A 17,773-nucleotide genomic window follows, 5' to 3' on the forward strand; every position below is an offset into this window, starting at 1 on the left:
TTCCGCGCGGTGGAAGCGGAAACTGCAGCGCCGGACCTGACGGACGCCCCGCTCAGCGCCGCGCGAGATGCCGCAGGTGGAATTCGCGCGCCCCCGGGCTCATCGGCGCCGGCCGGTCCAGCAGCGCATGCGAGGCCCGCACCGCGGTGCCGCGCACGAGCTCGGCGTACTGCTCGGGCTCATACCGGTCCAGCAGGCACACCAGACCGACGGATGCCTCGACCTGGCCATCCGGTCCGGTCACCGGCGCCGCCACCGAGCCGGCGCGGGCGGTCAGCAGGCCGCGCGTGATCGAGACGCGGTCATGGCGGATGCGCTCCAGCAGCGCGCGCAACTCTCCCGGGTCGACGATCGTCTGCGGCGTGTAGCGACGCAGGGGGCCCCGCAGGTACTCGTCGATCACGTCGTCCGGGGCGAACGCGAGCAGCACCAGGCCGGTGCCGCCGACGTGCATCGGCAGCCGACCGCCGATCCGGTTCTGGCCGGTGTAGTTCGGATGCGGGCGCAGCGCCTCGAGGTAGATGAGATCCAGCCCGTTGCGCACCGCGAAGTGGACGGTCATGTTCGTGCGCCGGTGCAGATCGATCAGGTGCGGCAGTGCCCGCTCACGCAGCCGCAGCCCCTCGGTGGAGGTCGAGGCCAGTTCGAGGATCTTCGGCCCCAGCCGGTACTTGCCGCACTCGTCGACCTCCAGGCCCTCCCACGCGAGCACCTCGTGCACGAGCCGGTGGGTGGTGGTCAGCGTCAGCCCGGCGTGGCGGCTGATCTCAGACAGGGTGAGCCGCCCGCCGCCCTTCGTGAACGCGCCCAGCAACGCGAGCACACGGCCGGCCGCGGTCATCTTCGGTGCATCGATCAGGCTGTCGGCGGACATCCTCGTTCCTCCCTCACCGTCGGAATCGACGCTAGGCCCACGGCTGCCGCCGATGATCGCCCTTTTCGCTGCACGGAAGACGGTGGGGCCGCCCGGATCCCGGACGGCCCCGCCGCTGTGCTGTCGCTGCCTTGCCGCGGCGCGGATCAGCCCTTCAGCGACATCGTGGTCCACGGCAGCATGCTCGTGGACGGCTGGCGGTCCAGCTGCCCGTCCCAGCGCGTGGTGTTCACCGTCGGGAACGAGCCGTAGTACCAGCTGATCGGCGCGTAGAACATCAGCTCGTCGGCCCGCTGCTGCAGGTCCTTGAAGGCCTCGCCGCGCTGGGCGCGGTCGGTGGTGGCCAGCGCGGCGTCGGCATCCTTCTGGATCCGGTCGTCGCAGATCTGCGAGGGGTTGGATGCCGCGGCCCGGTCGGGGTTGCAGGCATACCAACGCACGATCCCGGTGCTCGGATCGGCCCCGACGGTGGACCGCAGGAACGCGAGGTCGAAGTCGCTGTCGGTGTACACCTTCTCGGTGAACACGCTCCCCGAGGTGCCGACGAGGTTCGTCTTGATGCCCACCTCGGCCAGCTGCGACTTGACCATCTCGGCGGTGGCGGCCACCTCGGAAAGCTCGGAGATGTACCGCACGTTCAGCGTGAACCGGGTGCCGTCGGCCTTCTTCGGGAACCCGGCGTCATCCAGCGCCGCGTTGATCGCATCGACGTTCCGGGGATACTCGCGGTCGAAGTCGATGTCGGTGTTCAGCGCCCAGTCCAGCTCGGGCGGGAAGAACCCAGTGGCGGGCTCGCCGAGACCGGCCAGGGCGACGTCGGTGACGGCCTTGCGGTCGATCGCCGAGAACACCGCCTTGCGCACGGCGGGATCGGCCAGCGCGGTGCTCTTGCCGTTCATCATCACGGTCACGTCCTGCGGGAAGAACCCGGTCCGCTGCAGTTCCAGGTTCGGATCGTCGGCGACCTTCTTCTGCTGTGACGGGTCGACGTCGGCACGGTCCACCTCGCCGGTCGACAGCGCCGCCATCCGCGCGTTCGGATCGGTCATGATCGGGTAGACGGTCCGGTCGACCTGCACCTTTCCGCCCCAGTAGTCCGGGTTCTTCACGAGGACGACCTGCTGACCGGACTCATACGAGTCGAACTTCATCGGGCCGGTGCCGATCGGGGCCATGTTGGCCTTGTTCGTGACGTAGTCGGTGCCCTCGTACACGTGCTTGGGCAGCATGAACTGCTGCGCGACGGTCTCGAGCACGGGCCCGTACGTCTCGGAGAAGTGCACCACGACGGTGTGCTCGTCGGTGACCTCCACCGACGAGATGTGGTCGGCCAGCGCAGCGCCGAACGTCTGCAGGGCGACGATCTCGTCGAAGTTGAACTTGACGTCCTCGGCGGTGAACGGCTGGCCGTCGTGCCATTTCACGCCGGAGCGCAGGTGCAGCGTGAGCTGCAGCCCGTCGTCGCTCAGGTCCCACGACTCGGCCAGCCCGGGGGTGAGCTTGCCGGTCTCGTCGATCCGGATCAGCGTGTCCATGATCTGGGCGCTGAACATCGTCGGCGTCGCGCCGCTGATGAGCTGTCCGTTCAAGCCCATCGGGTCGTCGGCGATCGCCTGGACGTACACCTTCTCGCCGTCGGCATCCGCGCTTCCGCCGGTGCAGCCGGTGGCGACCAGCGCCAGCGCCGCGAGGGCGCCGACGATCCCGGCCACCCGGGTGCTGTTTCTTCTGCTCATGATCTTCCTCTCGGTGGGGAGCCGGCCGTCATGCCAGGACGGGGGCTGCGGCCAGCAGCTCCTTGGTGTACGGATGCCGGGGGTCGGCGAAGATGGCGTCCTTGCTGTTCTCCTCGACGATCCGGCCGTCCTTCATCACGTAGACGTAGTCGGCGACCTTGCGCACCACGGGCAGGTCGTGCGTGATGAACACGTATCCGACGCCGAGCCGTTCCTGCAGGTCGCGCATGACGTGCAGCACGCCGGCCTTGACCGAGGCATCCAGCGCGGAGACCGCCTCGTCGGCGATGATCACGCGCGGATCCAGCGCGATCGCGCGGGCGATGAGCACGCGCTGGCGCTGGCCGCCGCTGAGCTCGTGCGGGAACCGGTCGACGAACCGGGCGGCCGGGCTCATCCCGACCAGCGCCAGCACGTCGGCGGTCTTCTCGCGCACGGCGCTGCGGCTGCGCGCCATGCGGTGCAGCCGGATCACCTCGCCGATCGCCTCGCCGACGCGCTTGCGCGGGTTCAGCGACCCGGCCGGGTCCTGCAGCACCGCCTGCACCCGGCGCCGGTAGGCGACGGTGGCGGCGCGACCCATCTGCCGCAGCGGCACGCCGTCGAGTTCAACGCTTCCGCCGGTCGGGGCCAGCAGGTCCAGGAGCAGCCGGCCCAGCGTGCTCTTGCCGCTGCCGCTCTCGCCCACGATCGCGATGAACCTGCCGGGCTCGGCCCGCAGGGTCACGTCCGTCACGGCCGCCACCTCGCCGCCGCCGCGCCGTGCGCGGAACACCTTCGACACATTCTTGGCCTCAAGAAGCACGGGCGACCTCCTCGGCCAGTTCGCGGCGCAGGGCCGGCGGGATGGAGTACAGCTCCAGGCCCTCGTCGGTCACGCTGCGCACGCTGCGCAGCAGCGCCTGGGTGTAGGGATGCTGCGGGTGATGCAGCACCTCGTCGGTGGCGCCGTCCTCCACGATCCGGCCGTTGTACATGACGTAGATCCGGTCGGTCATGCCGGCCACCACGGCGACGTCGTGCGAGATCAGGATGAGGGATGCCCCGGCCCCGGTCACGGCCGCCTCCAGGGTGTGCAGCACCCGCTGCTGCACCGTGGCGTCCAGCGCCGTGGTCGGCTCGTCGGCGATGATCAGCTCCGGCTGCTTGGCCAGGGCGATGGCGATCAGCACCCGCTGGCGCATGCCGCCGCTGAGCTCGTGCGGGAAGCGCTCGGCGACGTCCTCGACCCGGTCCAGCCCGGCCTCGGCCAGCGACCGGTGCACGTGGGCGAGCACGTCGGCCCGCGGCATCCCACCGTGCACGCGCACCGATTCGGCGACCTGTCGCCCGATCTTCATGGTGGGGTTCAGGAACGTGAGCGGGTCCTGGAACACCACGCTCACGGTGCGGGAGCGCACCGTGTCCCACGCGTCGCGCGACGCGCCCAGCATCTCGAGGCCGCGCATCCGGATCGAGCCGTGCACCCGCACCCGGGGCGAGGTGGGCAGCAGGCCCGCGATCGCGCGTCCGGTCACGGACTTGCCGGATCCGGATTCGCCCACGATCCCGATCCGCTCGCCGTCGGCGACGGTCAGGTCGACGGCGGCGACCGCTTCGATCTCGTCGCGTTCACCGGACGGCAGCACGACGTTGAGGCCGGCGACCTGCAGCAGCGGCGTCGACGGGGCATTCGCAGTCATTTGACCCTCCCGACGGTCGGGTTGAAGGCGTCGTTGAGTCCGTCGCCGAGGATGTTGATGGCCAGCACGGTGAGGAAGATCAGCGCACCGGGGAACAGCGCGAGCCACCAGCCGGACTGCATGTACGCCTGCGCCGAGTTCAGCAGCGCGCCCCAGCTGGGCCGGTTCGAGTCGCCCACGCCGAGATAGGCCAGGCCCGACTCGACGAGGATCGCCCGTCCGACGGTCATGCTGGTGGCCACGAGCACCGGCGGCATGGCGTTGGGGATGACGTCCGACCAGATGATCCGCGGGCCGCGGAACCCGGCGGCCTTGGCCGACTCCACGTACCCCAGCTGCGAGATGCGCATCGCCTCGGCACGGGCGATCCTGCCCACCGCCGGCCACATCGTGATCGCGAGGATCACCACGATGATCAGGACGCTCGAGCCGAGCAGGGCCGCCGCCACCAGCGCCAGGACCAGGCCCGGCAGCACCTGGAAGAACTCGGCGACCTTGACCAGGGCGGTATCGGCGAAGCCGCCGTAGTACCCGGCCAGGCCCCCCACCAGCAGGCCGAAGGTCATGCACAGCAGCGCGACGCTGAACCCGACCAGCAGCGAGATCTGCCCACCGTAGACGACGCGGGCGAGGTAGTCGCGGCCAAGCATGTCGGTGCCCAGCGGATACTCGGCACTCGGCGGGGCGAGCACGGTCTGCGAGGTCGTGACCGGGTCGCCGACGAAGAACGGTCCGAGGAACGAGATGAGCGCGATGACCACGAGCAGGATGCCGAACACCAGCGTGGACGGCTTGCGGAAGAAGGTGCGCCAGGCCGAGGACCGACGCCGGCGCGCCAGCGCGACCGGCTCGGTCTCGGGCGCGCCGCCGGCCGGGGCGCCGATGTCGATGCCGGTGCCCGGGCGGGGGGCGGCGCCGAGCCCGGCGGTGTCGATGTCGCTCTGCGTGGTCATGCTCTCGCTCCCGTCGTGCGGGCGAAGCGCGCGCGCAGGCGCGGATCGACCAGGCCGTAGACGATGTCGGTGAGGATGTTGACGATGATGATCGTGACGGTCAGGACGATCGCCACACCGAGCACCACCATGTTGTTCTGCGAGTTGATCGCGTCCACGAACAGCAGTCCCATCCCGGGCCAGCCGAAGACGCTCTCCACCAGCGCCGACCCGGCGAACAGGAACCCGAGGCTGTAGCCGGCGACGGTGACCATCGGCAGCAGGGCGTTGGGCAGGGCGTGCTGCCACAGCACCCGCTGCGGGCTCAGACCCTTCGAGCGGGCGGTGTCGATGAAGTCCTGCCCGAGCGACTCGATCATCGAGGCGCGCATGATCCGCGTCTTGTACGCCAGCTCGGTCGCGGCCATCGTGATCACCGGGAGCACCAGGTAGCGCAGCGAGATCCCGCTCTGGCCGTACGGCGCCTTGCCCTGCGTCGGGAACCAGCCCAGGGTCAGCGAGAAGATCAGGATGAGGATCATCCCGAGCCAGAACCCCGGCACCGAGAACAGCCCGACGGCGATGCCCGAGATGCCGCCGTCCAGCCACCGCCGCCGGGTGCGCGCGGCGATCGAGCCGAGCACGATGCCGCCGATCGTGGAGATGAGGAAGGCCGGCACCGCCAGCGCCAGTGTGTTGCCGGCCCGGCTGAGGATGAGCCCGAGCACCGGCTCGTTGTTCGTTCCGAAGGAGTAGCCCAGGTTTCCGGTGAGCACGTTTCCCACGTACGCGAGGTAGCGCTGCCACACCGGCTGGTCCAGGCCGTAGGCGGCGGTGATCTGGGCGCGGAACTCCGGCGAGATCGGCACATCGCCGACCAGGGTCTGCACCGGATCGCCCGGCGCGAGCTCGAGCAGGAAGAACAGCACCGTGATCACGACCAGGAACAGGATCAGCGACGAGAGCAGCAGCTTGCCGACATGAACGATGTACGACTTCACAATCACTCCCTCGTGTGCGACGTCGGGCCACCATCGCCGCCGGGGCCCCACGCCCTCAAGGCGTGCTTCCGCGGTGTGGAAAGGCCGCCGCGAGGCATCCGGATTTCCCTCTTGTATTTACCTATGCCCATAGGTAATGTGACTATCGGAAGCACACAGCCGCGCTTCCCTGGCAGACGGAAGGATCCGTACGTGGCTCATATCGCCCCCGCACCGAACAAGACCGCCGCTCTCGAGTTGGTGGAGGGTTTCTCGTTGGAGATGACGGGGAAGGATGTCCCGGGATTGCGGGAAGCGGCGTCTGTGATCCCGCAGGGCACGAAGATCAACGTGACGTTCCTGGGCAACGAGGACCTGCCGATGCGGGTCGCGGCGGCCAAGGCGGTGAAGGAGTTGGGCTTTGTCCCGGTGCCGCATATCTCGGCCCGGCGGATCGGGTCGCTGGCCCAGCTGGAGGAGTTCCTGGGCGCCCTGGCGGAGGTCGGCGCGACCGAGCACGTGTTCTCGGTGGGCGGTGACCCGGCAGAGCCCGAGGGCCCGTACCCGGACTCGTTGTCCGTGATCCGCACCGGCATCCTGCAGAAGTACGGGGTGCGGGAGGTCTCGATCGCCGGTTACCCGGAGGGTCACCCCGACATCCCGAACGATGTGCTGTGGCAGCACCTGGAAGACAAGTCCGCGGCATTGAAGGAGCAGGGGCTGGATGCTGTCATCCTGACCCAGTTCTCGTTCGACACCGACCCGGTGGTGGCCTGGATCGATCAGGTCCGCTCCCGCGGGATCGACACGCAGATCCGGATCGGGACGCCGGGACCGGCCGGCATCAAGCGGCTGCTCGGCTTCGCGCGCCGCTTCGGGATCGGGGCGAACGCGATGATCGTGAAGAAGTACGGGTTCTCTCTGACGAACCTGATGGGCACCGCGGGCCCGGACCGGTTCGTGTCGGATCTGTCCGCACGGCTGGCCGGAGATCAGGGATCCGGTAGCGTCAAGCTCCACTTCTATACGTTCGGCGGACTGAAGGCCACCTCCGAGTGGGCGGCCGAATACGTCGCCGCCCAGTCCTGAGGAGACACGGCATGACCGCGCATATTCAACCGAACAAGGATCACGCCTGCCTGATCGTGCACGGCCCGGACCAGCCCGGGCTGGTCGCGGCCGTGACCGGGCTGATCACCCGCAACCAGGGCAACATCGTCACCCTGGACCAGTACTCCGACAACCCGGCCGGGGGCGCGTTCTTCCAACGGGTGGTGTTCCACCGGGCGGACCTGTCCGCGGCGCTGCCCGAGATCCAGACCGACCTGGACGGCACACTGTCCCCGTACGGGGTGGAGTGGAAGCTGACCGATCAGTCCATCCCGAAGCGGATGGCGATCCTGGCCTCCACCAGCGACCACTGCCTGCTCGAACTGCTCTGGCGGCACCGCCGCGGCGAGCTGCCGGTCACCATCCCGATGGTCATCAGCAACCACACCAACACCGCCGAGGACGTGCGCACGTTCGGGATCCCGTTCTTCCACGTCCCCTCCGCCGGCCCGGACAAGTCCGAGGCCGAGGCGAAGATCCTGGAACTGCTGGGCGGGAACGTGGACTTCGTGGTCCTGGCCCGGTACATGCAGATCATCAGCGAGGACTTCCTGCAGAAGGTCGCCGTCCCGGTGATCAACATCCACCACTCCTTCCTGCCCGCCTTCATCGGCGCCGCCCCGTACCGCAAGGCCAAGGAACGCGGCGTGAAGCTCATCGGCGCGACATCCCACTACGTCACCGAAGACCTCGACGAAGGACCCATCATCGAGCAGGACGTGGCCCGCGTGGACCACTCCATGACCGCGAGCGACCTCCAAGCCCGCGGCGCTTACGTGGAACGTGCCGTGCTCAGCCGCGCCGTCCAATGGCACGCCGAGGACCGCGTCATCCGACACGGCAACCAGACGATCGTCTTTTGAGGCGGCCCGGGTCAATGCGAGCGCAGCGAGCGTTGACGCGGGACGGCTCAAGGCTGAGCGAGGAGCGCAGCGACGAGACGAAGCCCCCCACCCCGACCCACCATCCCGAAGAAATCATGAAACAGAGAGGTTCCCATGGCTGACAACCTTCAGCAGCTGATCGATCAGACCAACCCCGTCCAGCTGCTGCGCAACTCGCAGATCGGCTCTTACATCTACCCGGTGGTCCCCGCGGACTTCACCAGCTGGATCAAGGAGCAGAAGGCGTGGCGCGACACCTCGGTGCTGTACGACCAGTCGCACCACATGGACAATGTGTTCCTGAAGGGCTCGGACGCGATCAAGCTGATCAGCGACACCGCGATCAACTCGGTGGCGAACTTCCCGGTGGACCGGGCCAAGCAGTACGTGCCCACAACCTCGGGCGGCCACGTCATCGGCGACGGCATCCTCTTCCGTGAGGCGGAGGACGAGTACGTGTACGTCGGCCGTGCGCCGGCCTCGAACTGGCTGATGTACCACGGCCAGACCGGCGGCTACCAGAACCTCGACGTCACCGTCGACCGTCGCTCGCCGTCGCGTCCGTACGGCCACGGCGTCTCGCGCAAGTACTACCGCTTCCAGATCCAGGGCCCGACGGCCTGGCAGGTCATCGAGAAGCTCAACGGCGGACCGCTGGAGCAGCTGCGCTTCTTCAGCATGTCGACGATGACCATCGCCGGCAAGAACGTCCGCACGCTGCGTCACGGCATGGCCGGCGCCCCGGGCCTGGAGATCTGGGGCCCGTACGAGGACCACGACGCGATCCGCGACGCGATCGTCGAGGCGGGCGCCGAGTTCGGCCTGCTGCCGGTCGGTTCGCGGGCCTACCCGTCGAACACGCTGGAGTCGGGCTGGATCCCCTCGCCGCTGCCGGCCATCTACACCGGTGAAGCCGAGCGCGGCTACCGCGAGTGGCTCGGGGTGGACAGCTACGAGGCGACCGGCACGCTGGCCGGTTCGTTCGTCTCGGACAACATCGAGGACTACTACCTCACCCCGTGGGAGCTCGGCTACGGCTCGTTCGTGAAGTTCGACCACGACTTCATCGGACGCGACGCGCTGGAGAAGGTCGACCCGGCCACGCAGCGCCGCAAGGTCACGCTGGCCTGGGACCCCGAGGACATGACGAAGATCTACAGCTCGCTGTTCGACGTGGACGGCCCCAGCTACAAGTTCTTCGACCTGCCGCTGGCCAACTACGGTTCGGCCAACTACGACTCGGTGGTGGATGCCGACGGCAACGTCGTCGGATTCTCGATGTTCACCGGCTACAGCGCCAACGAGCGCCGCGCGCTGTCGCTGGCGACCGTGAACCCCGACGTCCCGGTGGGCGCCGAGGTCAAGGTGCTGTGGGGCGAAGACCCGAACTCGACCAAGGCCACCGTCGAGCCGCACAAGCAGCTCGCCGTGCGCGCCGTGGTCAGCCCGGTGCCGTACGCCGAGACGGCACGTCAGGAGTACCACGGCGGATGGCGCACGGGCTACAACGCCTGAGCCTGTCGCTGTGACGTGACGAAGAGGGGTTCGGGCGCCTGCCCGGACCCCTCTTCGTTACCTCCGGCGGCAGTGCTGGCGGCCGCCGGAACATGACTTGCTAGCCTCGGAGGCGAGAGGAGCCCCATGAGTCTGCGCTACGCGATCCTGGCGATCCTGCGCGTCGGCGCACTGTCGGGATACGACCTGCAGAAGCAGTTCTCCCAGTCGGTCGGCCACGTGTGGCATGCGCCGGACTCGCAGATCTACCCCGAGCTGCGCAAGATGGAGCACGCCGGGCTCATCGAAGGCGAAGAGCAGACGCGCGGCGAGCGCGGCACCCGCCGGGTCTACCACGTGACCCCGGCCGGCGAGACGGCGTACCGGGAGTGGCTCGCGTCGCCGGCCGAGTATCAGCGGGTGCGCGACCCGGCCCATCTGCGCGCGGCCTACCTGGAGAACGCGACCCCCGATGCGGCGCGGGCGTTCCTGCACGCGCACATCGCCCAGTGGGAGGGCGAGCTCTCGCAGTTCCAGGGACAGATCGACCAGATCGACCAGATGACCAGCACCATGCTGAACCGCCGTCTGGAGCGCATCCCCGCCGTCGAACGCGAGCGTGCCATCGACTTCAAGCGGTTCGCCTACGAGGGCCTGGTCGATCGCGCCGACGTGGAGATCTCGTGGGCGCGCCGTGGGCTCGCCCTGATCGACCGGCTGGAGCGCTCCGGAGCGTGGGACGACATGCTGGCGGCCTCCGCGCCCGAGTGAGCTCAGGCGCCGGGCTACGAGGTCTGGGGGCGGACGGCGTCGGAGAGGAAGGTCGCCACGCCGGAGAGGAACTGGCCGCCGTCGACGCCGATCTCGGCGCCGGTGATGTAGCTCGCGGCATCCGACAGCAGGAACGCCGCGACGTTGGCGACCTCTGCGGGCTCGCCGGCGCGGTGCAGCGGGGCGACGGCGAGGTTCGCGTCCAGGAACGTGGCCGGGGCGCTCGCGGTCATCTCGGTGCGGATGTAGCCGGGGTGGATGATGTTGACCCGGATGCCGCGCGGGCCGAGCTCGGTCACGCACGAGTGGGTGAGTCCGCGCAGCGCCCATTTGCTGGTGGTGTAGGCGGCGGTGTAGTGGCCGGTCAGCCCGGCGGCCGAGCCGATGTTCACGATCGCCGACCCCGGGCCCATCAGCGGCAGCAGCGCCTGGATGCCGAGCATCGCGCCGGTGACGTTGACGGCGAGCACCCGATCCCAGTCGGCGCGCTCGACCGCGCCGATGCGCACCCGGTGCGTGACGCCGGCGTTGTTGATCAGCCCTTTCACCGCGCGTGAGCCGAGAGAGTCGGCGAGAGCGCGCCACTGGCCCTCATCGGTCACGTCGAGTCGACGATAAGTGACCGTGCCGGCGAGGCCGGCTGCGGCATCCGTCAGCTCTGGCGCGTCGTCGCGGACATCCGCGGCGATGACGTCGGCCCCCTGGCGCGCCAGCAGCAGCGCCTCTTCGGCGCCCTGCCCGCCGGCGGCACCGGTGACCACGAACAGGTTCCCGGCGATGCCGGGCAGCGTCATCTCGGTCATCATGCCTCCGGACTGATGGGGCCGGGTCCGTCATGCGGACCGTGATGCATAAGGGAATCGTGCACGTTCTCGGGAAGCACCGCGAGCACCTCGTCGCCGAATCGTCCACCCACGAGCACGAAGGCGACGCGGGCGAGGCTCTCGCCACGGTTGGCCCAGGCATGCTCGGTGCCCCGCTGGACGATGACATCGCCGGCTCGGGCGGTCACCTCGCCGTCATCCAGGATCAGTGTGATCTCTCCCTCGAGGACGATCCCGTAGTCGATCGACTCGGTGCGGTGCACCGGCGACTGCAGACCGCGTTCATCGAGGTGTCCGGGAAGGAACTCGTTGATCCGGATGCGGGTGCCGTGCCGTGGCGGGGGCACGGTGATCGAGCCGGCGGTCGGGTCCTCGGCTCCCGCGTGGATGTCGGCGGGCACCGCGTCCGTCGCCCACACCTCGTGGAAGGCGACGCCATCGTCGGGCAGCGCGCGCGTGACCCGAACCGGTCCGTCGCTGACGACGACCGAGACGCCCTGCGCGTCGTGGCCGGTCACGATACGACGCGGAACGTGGAATCCGTCGCCGATCGGGTCGACGCTGGCGGCACCCTCGCCGCCGTGATTCTTCATCGGGCGTGTGGCCTCCTGTCAAGCCTGCAACCTGTCGTCCGGGGCCCGGTCGATCGACCGGTACACGCTGCCTGAACTCAGTGCCCGGCGAGGGCCTGCCGGTCGATCTCCTCCTGGTTCTCCACGTACGGCGTGCCGTGCGTGTGGAAGGTGGCCACCGTCTTCATGCCCCAGGCCTGGCCCTTGGCGCGCTCGGCCTGACTCCACTGCACGGTCGGGTAGTCCGGGTCCAGCAGCAGGCGCGCCTGGGCGTTGGCGAACTCGATGCGGTTGCCGCCAGGCTCCCACACGTACAGGAAGAACGTCTGGTTGATCGCGTGCTTGTACGGGCCGTACTCGATGTAGATGCCGTTCTCGAGGCAGATGTCGGCCGCCTTGAGGATGTCCTCGCGCGAGTCCGGCGCGAACGCGAAGTGGTGGAAGCGGCCGCGTTCGCCGGTCCAGTCCTCGGAGTACACGACGTCGTACGACTTCTGGTGGAACCGGAACCAGCGGGCCGCGAAGTGGCCGTCGTCCATCCGCACCCGCTCGGACTCGCGGGAGTGCATGACGTCCTGCCAGAAGTCGCCGGCGGCGTCCACGTCGGCGGCGAGGTAGTTGATGTGGTCGAGGCGACGGGCGTTGATGCCCCGGCCGGGGTACGCCGAGGCCTGGTTCTTCAGCGCCGGGCGGTCCTCGTCGTCGGGCACGTACAGCTCGGTGTCGTAGTAGATGCCCATCAGGTGGCCGTCCGGGTCCTCGAACTCGTACGAGCGGCCGACGCCGACCTCGGGCTCGCGCCAGCCGTGACCGAGCCCGGCGGCCTCGATCGCGGCCACCCGGCGGTCGAGCGCCTCGGGGCTGGTGGTGCGGAACAGGGTCCGCCCGACGCCGTTGGTGTCGGATGCTGTCAGCTTGAGCGAGTACAGCTGGTACTCGTCCCAGGTGCGCAGATACGCCGAATCGCCGACGCGTGCGACCTCGCGCATCGCGCAGATGTCGCGGAAGAAGTGCAGACTCTCGTCGAACTTCGGGGTGAACAGCTCGATTCCGCCCAGGTGGGCGAGGTCGAAGCTCTCGGGATGTGCCATGGTGGGTCCTCCTTGACGGCTGGTACTGGTCACAGTCGCGGACGGGGGAAGACCCGTCCGTCGAAGATCTTGCGGGCGGTGCGCAGCGACGTCGAGGTCGCCCGCCACGTGCCGTCCTCGTCCGCGGTCACGCGCACGCGGGCGGTGAAGGTGCCGCCCGGGTGTTCGATCGGGGTGTCATCGGCGTCGCCGAGGCTGGCCAGAGCGTGGCCGACCGAGCCGGGGATGCGGATGCCGGCGGCCACGGATGCCGCCATCAGCACGCCGATCGAGGTGTGCACACGCGACGGGATGAACGCGCGCGTGCCGATGGCGCCCCCGTGCCGGGGCGGCGACAGCAGGAACATCTTCGGCACCGTCTGGGCGAAGACATCCCCCAGTCCGAACAGGCCGCCGGCGTGCAGCCGCACCTGCTCGAGGGCGCCGCGCAGCTCGGCGCGCGACTCCAGCTCCTCCGGAGTCTCGTCACCGCTCACGCCGAACTCGGCGGCGTCCATCAGCACCACGGGCATGCCATTGTCCACCAGTGTGACCCGGTGACCGGCCACGTCGTCCACCGGGTTTCCGGTGGGCAGCAGCGGCTTGGCGCCGGGGGCCATCTCGAGCTCGATCGGGCTCGCGGTGCCGGGCACGCCGTCGATGGCCACGGTGTTCATCAGCTGAGCGCCGTCGTAGTCGGGTCGGCCGCCGGACGAGGCGAAGGTCGCCGTGGCGAGGTCGCCGGTGTTCACCAGCCGGATGCGGACGGTCGTGTGCGGGTCGCCGGCGGTGATCAGTCCCCGCTCGACGGCGAACGGTCCGATCCCGGCCAGCAGGTTGCCGCAGGTCTGCCGATCGCTGACGATCGGCTCGTCGACCGCGACCTGCAGGAACAGGTAGTCGATGTCCACGCCCGGCTCGGACGAGGCCGACACGATGGCGACCTTGCTGGTCAGCGGGTGCGCCCCGCCCAGACCGTCGATCTCGGTCGGGTCCGGGCTGCCCATCACCCGCAGCATGAGGTCGTCGCGCTCGGCCGGGTCGGCCGGCACGTCCTCGGCGAGGAAGTAGGCGCCCTTCGAGGTTCCGCCGCGGATGAGCATGCAGCGGATGCCGTCACGCACCGGGTCGGCTTGCACCGGGTCAGCGTGCACCGGGTCAGCATGCACCGGGCCGCCGTGCAGCGGATCAGCGGCCACCGAGATACTCCTCCTGCGTGACGTAGGTGACGCCGAGTTCGGCCAGCAGCGGTCGCAGGCCCTTGCGGTCAAGGCTGAGCTCGGTGCCCGAGGCGTAGGCCTCGCGGTCGGCGGCCTCCTTCGCCACGCGGGCCTCGGCCGCCGTCAGCGCGGCGTCAGCACCGGTGCGCGGGACGATCACGACGCCGTCGTCGTCGGCGACCACGATGTCACCGGGCGAGACCAGCTGTCCGCCCACCACGATCGGCACGTTCACCGAGCCGCCGGTCGCCTTGACCGATCCCTGGGCGAACACGTCGGCCGCCCAGACCGGAAAGCCCATCTCACGCAGGTCGGCGGTGTCGCGCACGCCGGTCGAGGTGACCAGGCCCCGCACGCCGCGCGCCTTCAGCGCGGTGGCGAACAGGTCGCCGAAGACCCCGTCGCCGCTCGGCGACGTGGTCGTGACCACGAGGACGTCCCCGGCCCGGCACTGCTCGACCGCGGCGTGGATCATCAGGTTGTCGCCCGGCCAGTTCAGCACGGTGACAGCCGTGCCGGCGATCCGCGCACCCTGCTGGATGGGACGGATGCCCGGGCCGACCAGGCCGGTGCGGCCCATCGCCTCGTGGACGGTCGCGACCCCGTGGACGGCGAGCGCGTCGGCGGTCGCCGCATCCCCCCGGGCGATGTCGGTGACGATCACGCCGCTCATTCGAGCACGTCCGTCACCTGCGGGTAGTAGCGCATGTACGCCTCGCCCATGGTCTCGTGCGGCAGCCCGAGGTTCGGGCCGGCGTTGCGCTTGACCTGCACGCCGCGACGGACCGCGAGGTCGGTGTAGTACGACCACATGTGCTTCTGCGCCGGCAGGCACTCCATCGCGGCGCGCTTGCGGGGAAACGCCTCGGTGACATCCAGCAGCACGTTCGGCTTGAAGTCGCACTGCTCGCTCTGGTGCGGCTCGAAGAAGAAGACCGGCGGTGCGCCGATGATCTCCTCCTTGTTCGGGAAGCTGCCGTCGGAATTGGCGACGCCGATCGCCTGCGCGAGCACACGGGCTTCGAGCGCCATCCGCGCCGCTGCCGGGTGGTCGCCGTTGTACGGGTCGATCAGCGGATGCGTCAGCACGACGGTCGGCTGCACGCGCCGGTACACGTCCACGAGCTGCGCCACCGCCTCGGGCGATTCGCGCAGCGGGTAGTCGCCGAGGTCGAGAAACTCGATCTCGGCGCCCAGGGCGGATGCCGCGGCCTCGGCCTCTTCGCGGCGGACGGCCTTGATCTCGTCCAGCGACTTGCCGGCCAGCCACTGCGACGCGGACTCGCCGCGCTCGCCGTAGGACAGGCAGACCACGGTCGCGCGCTCGCCGCGCAGCGCGGCGGCGGCGATCGCGCCGCCTGCGCGCCAGACGAAGTCTCCCGCGTGCGCGCTGACCACCAGCAGGGAAGGGCTCACGCCAGTCATCGGACTCCTCACACGTCGTCGGGTCGCGGGCCGTGCGGCGGCGGATCCGCCAGGCGGGCACGGCCGCTCCCCACCAGCGAACCACACCCCGTGGTATTGGTCAAGAAATTGTCGACAATCTTGGTTCGTTTTTCACCGGTCGGAAATTACCTATGGACATAGTGATATTTCGTCCGTACCATCGAGCCAGGGTCGGTCCGCACGCGACAGTGCACAACAACGACAGTGCCCGCAACGCAGTGCACGAACGACAGTGCGCGCAACCAGTGCGCAGAGCCGACATCGACGTCGAAGGAGAACAACAGCATGGCTGGGAATCTGCAGGAACTGCTCGACGAGAAGGGGAACATCGTCCAGATGCTCCGCGACTCACAGCTGGGCACATACATCTATCCGGTGGTGCCGGCCGAGTTCACGAACTGGCGGCGCGAGCAGAAGGCGTGGCGCGAGACCGCGGTGCTCTACGACCAGACGCACCACATGGTCAACTTCTTCGTCTCCGGTCCGGACGCGCTGAAGCTGCTCAGCGACACCGGCATCAACTCGTTCGCGAACTTCCCGGTCGACACCGCCAAGCAGTTCGTGCCCACGGCATCCAACGGCGGCGTGATCGGCGACGGCATCCTGTTCCACGAGGGCCCGGACGAGTACGTCTACGTCGGGCGCGCGCCGGGCGCGAACTGGCTGCAGTTCCACGCCGAGACCGGCGGGTACGACGTCGAGTTCCGCTACGACGACCGCTCGCCGTCCCGCCCCTACGGCGAGGCCGTGCACCGCGACTACTACCGGTTCCAGATCCAGGGACCGGCGGCCTGGTCGATCATCGAGAAGCTCGCCGGCGGCACCGTCGAGCAGGTCAGGTTCTTCCGCATGGGGCACATGACCATCGCGGGCGAGCAGGTGCGGACGCTGCGCCACGGCATGGCCGGCGCGCCGGGCCTGGAGCTGTGGGGGCCGTACGCCCAGCACGGCAAGATCCGTGACGCGATCCTCGAGGCCGGTCGCGACCTCGGCATCGAGCCGTGCGGATCGCGGGCGTATTCGTCGAACACGCTCGAGTCGGGCTGGATCCCCTCGCCGCTGCCGGCGATCTACTCGAGCGAGGGCGAGCGCGCCTACCGCGAATGGCTGCCCGCGAACAGCTACGAGGCCATCAACGCGCTCGCCGGCTCGTTCGTCTCGGACGACATCGAGGACTACTACCTGAACCCGTGGGAGCTCGGCTACGGCTCGTTCGTGAAGTTCGACCACGAGTTCATCGGACGCGACGCCCTCGAGAAGCTCGACCCCGAACAGCAGCGCAAGAAGGTCACGCTGGCGTGGAACGACGAGGACCTGTCGAAGATCCTCTCCTCGGTGCTGGACCGCTCGGGCCCGGGCTACCAGTTCTTCGACCTGCCCAACGCGAACTACGGGTCCAGCAACTACGACGCCGTGATCGACGCCGACGGCAGCACCGTGGGCCTGTCGATGTTCACCGGCGTGACGGCGAACGAGAAGCGCGGCCTGTCGCTGGCCACCGTCGACCGCGACGTGCCGATCGGCGCCGAGGTGCGCGTGGTCTGGGGCGAGCCGGACGGCGGGTCCCGCAAGACCACGGTCGAGCCGCACGAGCAGCTGGCCGTGCGCGCCGTGGTCAGCCCGGTGCCGTACGCCGAGACCGCCCGCCAGGAGTACCACGGCGGCTGGCGGACCACCGGCACGCTGTAGCACGCGAGACGCACTGACGCCGCCCGGGCCCCCGGGCGGCGTCAGTGCGTCGGGGCCGGCACGCCCTCCTGCAGCGAGCGGCGCGCCCGGCGCAGGTAGTCGGCGAAGGCCGCCGCCTCATCCACCGAGAAGTCGCTGAGGATCAGCCGCTCCAGCTCGGTCACCCGCGGGCGCGCCCGCGCGATGGCGGCCGACCCGGTGTCGGTCAGGTACAGCAGCAGCCGACGCGCATGCCCGGGGTCGCGCTCGCGTCGCACCAGACCCGACTCGAGCATCGGGTCCATGGTCTGGGCCATGGTCTGGGCGCGCACGAACGACCGGCGCGCGAGCTCGGAGCTCGTGATCCCGGGGCGACGCTCCAGCACGGTCAGCGCGGTGTACTGCGCCGTCGTCATCCCGGCCGCCGCGCACGCGCCGTCGATGTACGGGCGGAGCGCCAGCTCCACCTGCTTGATGACGTATGTGAAGTTCGTCTGGTCCATGGCCCGT

Annotated in this window: 18 protein-coding genes; 5 read left to right on the forward strand and 13 right to left on the reverse strand. The window is 69.3% G+C overall.

The window, feature by feature from the left end; genetic code table 11:
* Nucleotides 1-52: 52 nt before the first annotated feature.
* The 6 genes from AC0L6F_RS08800 to AC0L6F_RS08825 form a co-directional block, all read right to left on the reverse strand.
* Nucleotides 53-874 carry an IclR family transcriptional regulator gene (locus AC0L6F_RS08800; RefSeq protein WP_473537570.1) on the reverse strand — a complete coding sequence of 274 codons (822 nt, stop codon included), beginning with the start codon at nt 872-874 and terminating at the stop codon, nt 53-55.
* 146 nt (nt 875-1,020) lie between these two features.
* Nucleotides 1,021-2,610: an ABC transporter substrate-binding protein gene (locus AC0L6F_RS08805; protein ID WP_473537572.1), complete on the reverse strand. Its 1,590-nt coding sequence runs from the start codon at nt 2,608-2,610 to the stop codon at nt 1,021-1,023.
* A 28-nt stretch (nt 2,611-2,638) separates the two neighbouring features.
* Complete coding sequence (locus AC0L6F_RS08810; protein WP_473537574.1) at nt 2,639-3,415, reverse strand: ATP-binding cassette domain-containing protein; 777 nt, start codon at nt 3,413-3,415, stop codon at nt 2,639-2,641.
* Nucleotides 3,405-4,292, reverse strand: a complete 888-nt coding sequence (locus tag AC0L6F_RS08815; RefSeq protein WP_473537575.1) for an ABC transporter ATP-binding protein — start codon at nt 4,290-4,292, stop codon at nt 3,405-3,407. Before AC0L6F_RS08815 ends, AC0L6F_RS08810 begins: the two co-directional genes overlap by 11 nt.
* Nucleotides 4,289-5,245: an ABC transporter permease gene (locus AC0L6F_RS08820; protein WP_259612857.1), complete on the reverse strand. Its 957-nt coding sequence runs from the start codon at nt 5,243-5,245 to the stop codon at nt 4,289-4,291. Before AC0L6F_RS08820 ends, AC0L6F_RS08815 begins: the two co-directional genes overlap by 4 nt.
* The gene (locus AC0L6F_RS08825) at nt 5,242-6,225 is read right to left on the reverse strand and encodes an ABC transporter permease (RefSeq protein ID WP_473537576.1); all 984 of its coding nucleotides are present in this window, start codon (nt 6,223-6,225) and stop codon (nt 5,242-5,244) included. The genes AC0L6F_RS08820 and AC0L6F_RS08825 overlap by 4 nt, the downstream gene beginning before the upstream one ends.
* Before the next feature lie 261 nt (nt 6,226-6,486).
* Here AC0L6F_RS08825 and AC0L6F_RS08830 point away from each other — a divergent pair, with 261 nt between their 5' ends.
* The 4 genes from AC0L6F_RS08830 to AC0L6F_RS08845 all read left to right on the forward strand — a co-directional run bounded on the left by AC0L6F_RS08830 (nt 6,487) and on the right by AC0L6F_RS08845 (nt 10,463).
* Nucleotides 6,487-7,293 (forward strand): methylenetetrahydrofolate reductase, encoded by an 807-nt coding sequence (locus AC0L6F_RS08830; RefSeq protein WP_473539981.1) that lies wholly within the window; start codon nt 6,487-6,489, stop codon nt 7,291-7,293.
* A gap of 11 nt (nt 7,294-7,304) precedes the next feature.
* Nucleotides 7,305-8,177, forward strand: a complete 873-nt coding sequence (purU, locus tag AC0L6F_RS08835; RefSeq protein WP_473537577.1) for a formyltetrahydrofolate deformylase — start codon at nt 7,305-7,307, stop codon at nt 8,175-8,177.
* A 135-nt stretch (nt 8,178-8,312) separates the two neighbouring features.
* A complete protein-coding gene (ligM, locus tag AC0L6F_RS08840; RefSeq protein ID WP_274636188.1) occupies nt 8,313-9,713 on the forward strand; it encodes a vanillate/3-O-methylgallate O-demethylase in 1,401 nt (466 codons plus the stop codon).
* Nucleotides 9,714-9,839: 126 nt separating this feature from the next.
* Entirely contained in the window at nt 9,840-10,463 is a 624-nt protein-coding gene (locus AC0L6F_RS08845; protein ID WP_473537579.1) for a PadR family transcriptional regulator, read from the forward strand.
* Between the two features lie 14 nt (nt 10,464-10,477).
* Here the strand turns inward: AC0L6F_RS08845 and AC0L6F_RS08850 are convergent, their stop codons facing one another.
* The 6 genes from AC0L6F_RS08850 to AC0L6F_RS08875 form a co-directional block, all read right to left on the reverse strand.
* Nucleotides 10,478-11,266: an SDR family NAD(P)-dependent oxidoreductase gene (locus tag AC0L6F_RS08850; RefSeq protein WP_473537580.1), complete on the reverse strand. Its 789-nt coding sequence runs from the start codon at nt 11,264-11,266 to the stop codon at nt 10,478-10,480.
* A complete protein-coding gene (locus AC0L6F_RS08855) occupies nt 11,266-11,880 on the reverse strand; it encodes a cupin domain-containing protein (protein ID WP_473537581.1) in 615 nt (204 codons plus the stop codon). The genes AC0L6F_RS08850 and AC0L6F_RS08855 overlap by 1 nt, the downstream gene beginning before the upstream one ends.
* 77 nt (nt 11,881-11,957) lie before the next feature.
* Nucleotides 11,958-12,950 carry a VOC family protein gene (locus tag AC0L6F_RS08860; protein WP_274636217.1) on the reverse strand — a complete coding sequence of 331 codons (993 nt, stop codon included), beginning with the start codon at nt 12,948-12,950 and terminating at the stop codon, nt 11,958-11,960.
* A 29-nt stretch (nt 12,951-12,979) separates the two neighbouring features.
* Nucleotides 12,980-14,128 (reverse strand): PrpF domain-containing protein, encoded by a 1,149-nt coding sequence (locus AC0L6F_RS08865; protein ID WP_473537583.1) that lies wholly within the window; start codon nt 14,126-14,128, stop codon nt 12,980-12,982.
* Nucleotides 14,118-14,822, reverse strand: coding sequence for a 4-carboxy-4-hydroxy-2-oxoadipate aldolase/oxaloacetate decarboxylase (locus AC0L6F_RS08870; RefSeq protein WP_274636219.1), 705 nt, complete (start codon nt 14,820-14,822; stop codon nt 14,118-14,120). The genes AC0L6F_RS08865 and AC0L6F_RS08870 overlap by 11 nt, the downstream gene beginning before the upstream one ends.
* Entirely contained in the window at nt 14,819-15,565 is a 747-nt protein-coding gene (locus AC0L6F_RS08875) for a PIG-L deacetylase family protein (RefSeq protein WP_274636220.1), read from the reverse strand. Before AC0L6F_RS08875 ends, AC0L6F_RS08870 begins: the two co-directional genes overlap by 4 nt.
* Before the next feature lie 315 nt (nt 15,566-15,880).
* Between AC0L6F_RS08875 and ligM (AC0L6F_RS08880) the strand changes: the two genes are divergently transcribed.
* The gene (gene ligM, locus AC0L6F_RS08880; protein ID WP_274636221.1) at nt 15,881-17,284 is read left to right on the forward strand and encodes a vanillate/3-O-methylgallate O-demethylase; all 1,404 of its coding nucleotides are present in this window, start codon (nt 15,881-15,883) and stop codon (nt 17,282-17,284) included.
* A gap of 41 nt (nt 17,285-17,325) precedes the next feature.
* Here the strand turns inward: ligM (AC0L6F_RS08880) and AC0L6F_RS08885 are convergent, their stop codons facing one another.
* Nucleotides 17,326-17,766, reverse strand: coding sequence for a MarR family transcriptional regulator (locus AC0L6F_RS08885; RefSeq protein WP_274636222.1), 441 nt, complete (start codon nt 17,764-17,766; stop codon nt 17,326-17,328).
* Nucleotides 17,767-17,773: the final 7 nt, after the last annotated feature.

The organism is Microbacterium sp. G2-16M, from assembly GCF_055809115.1.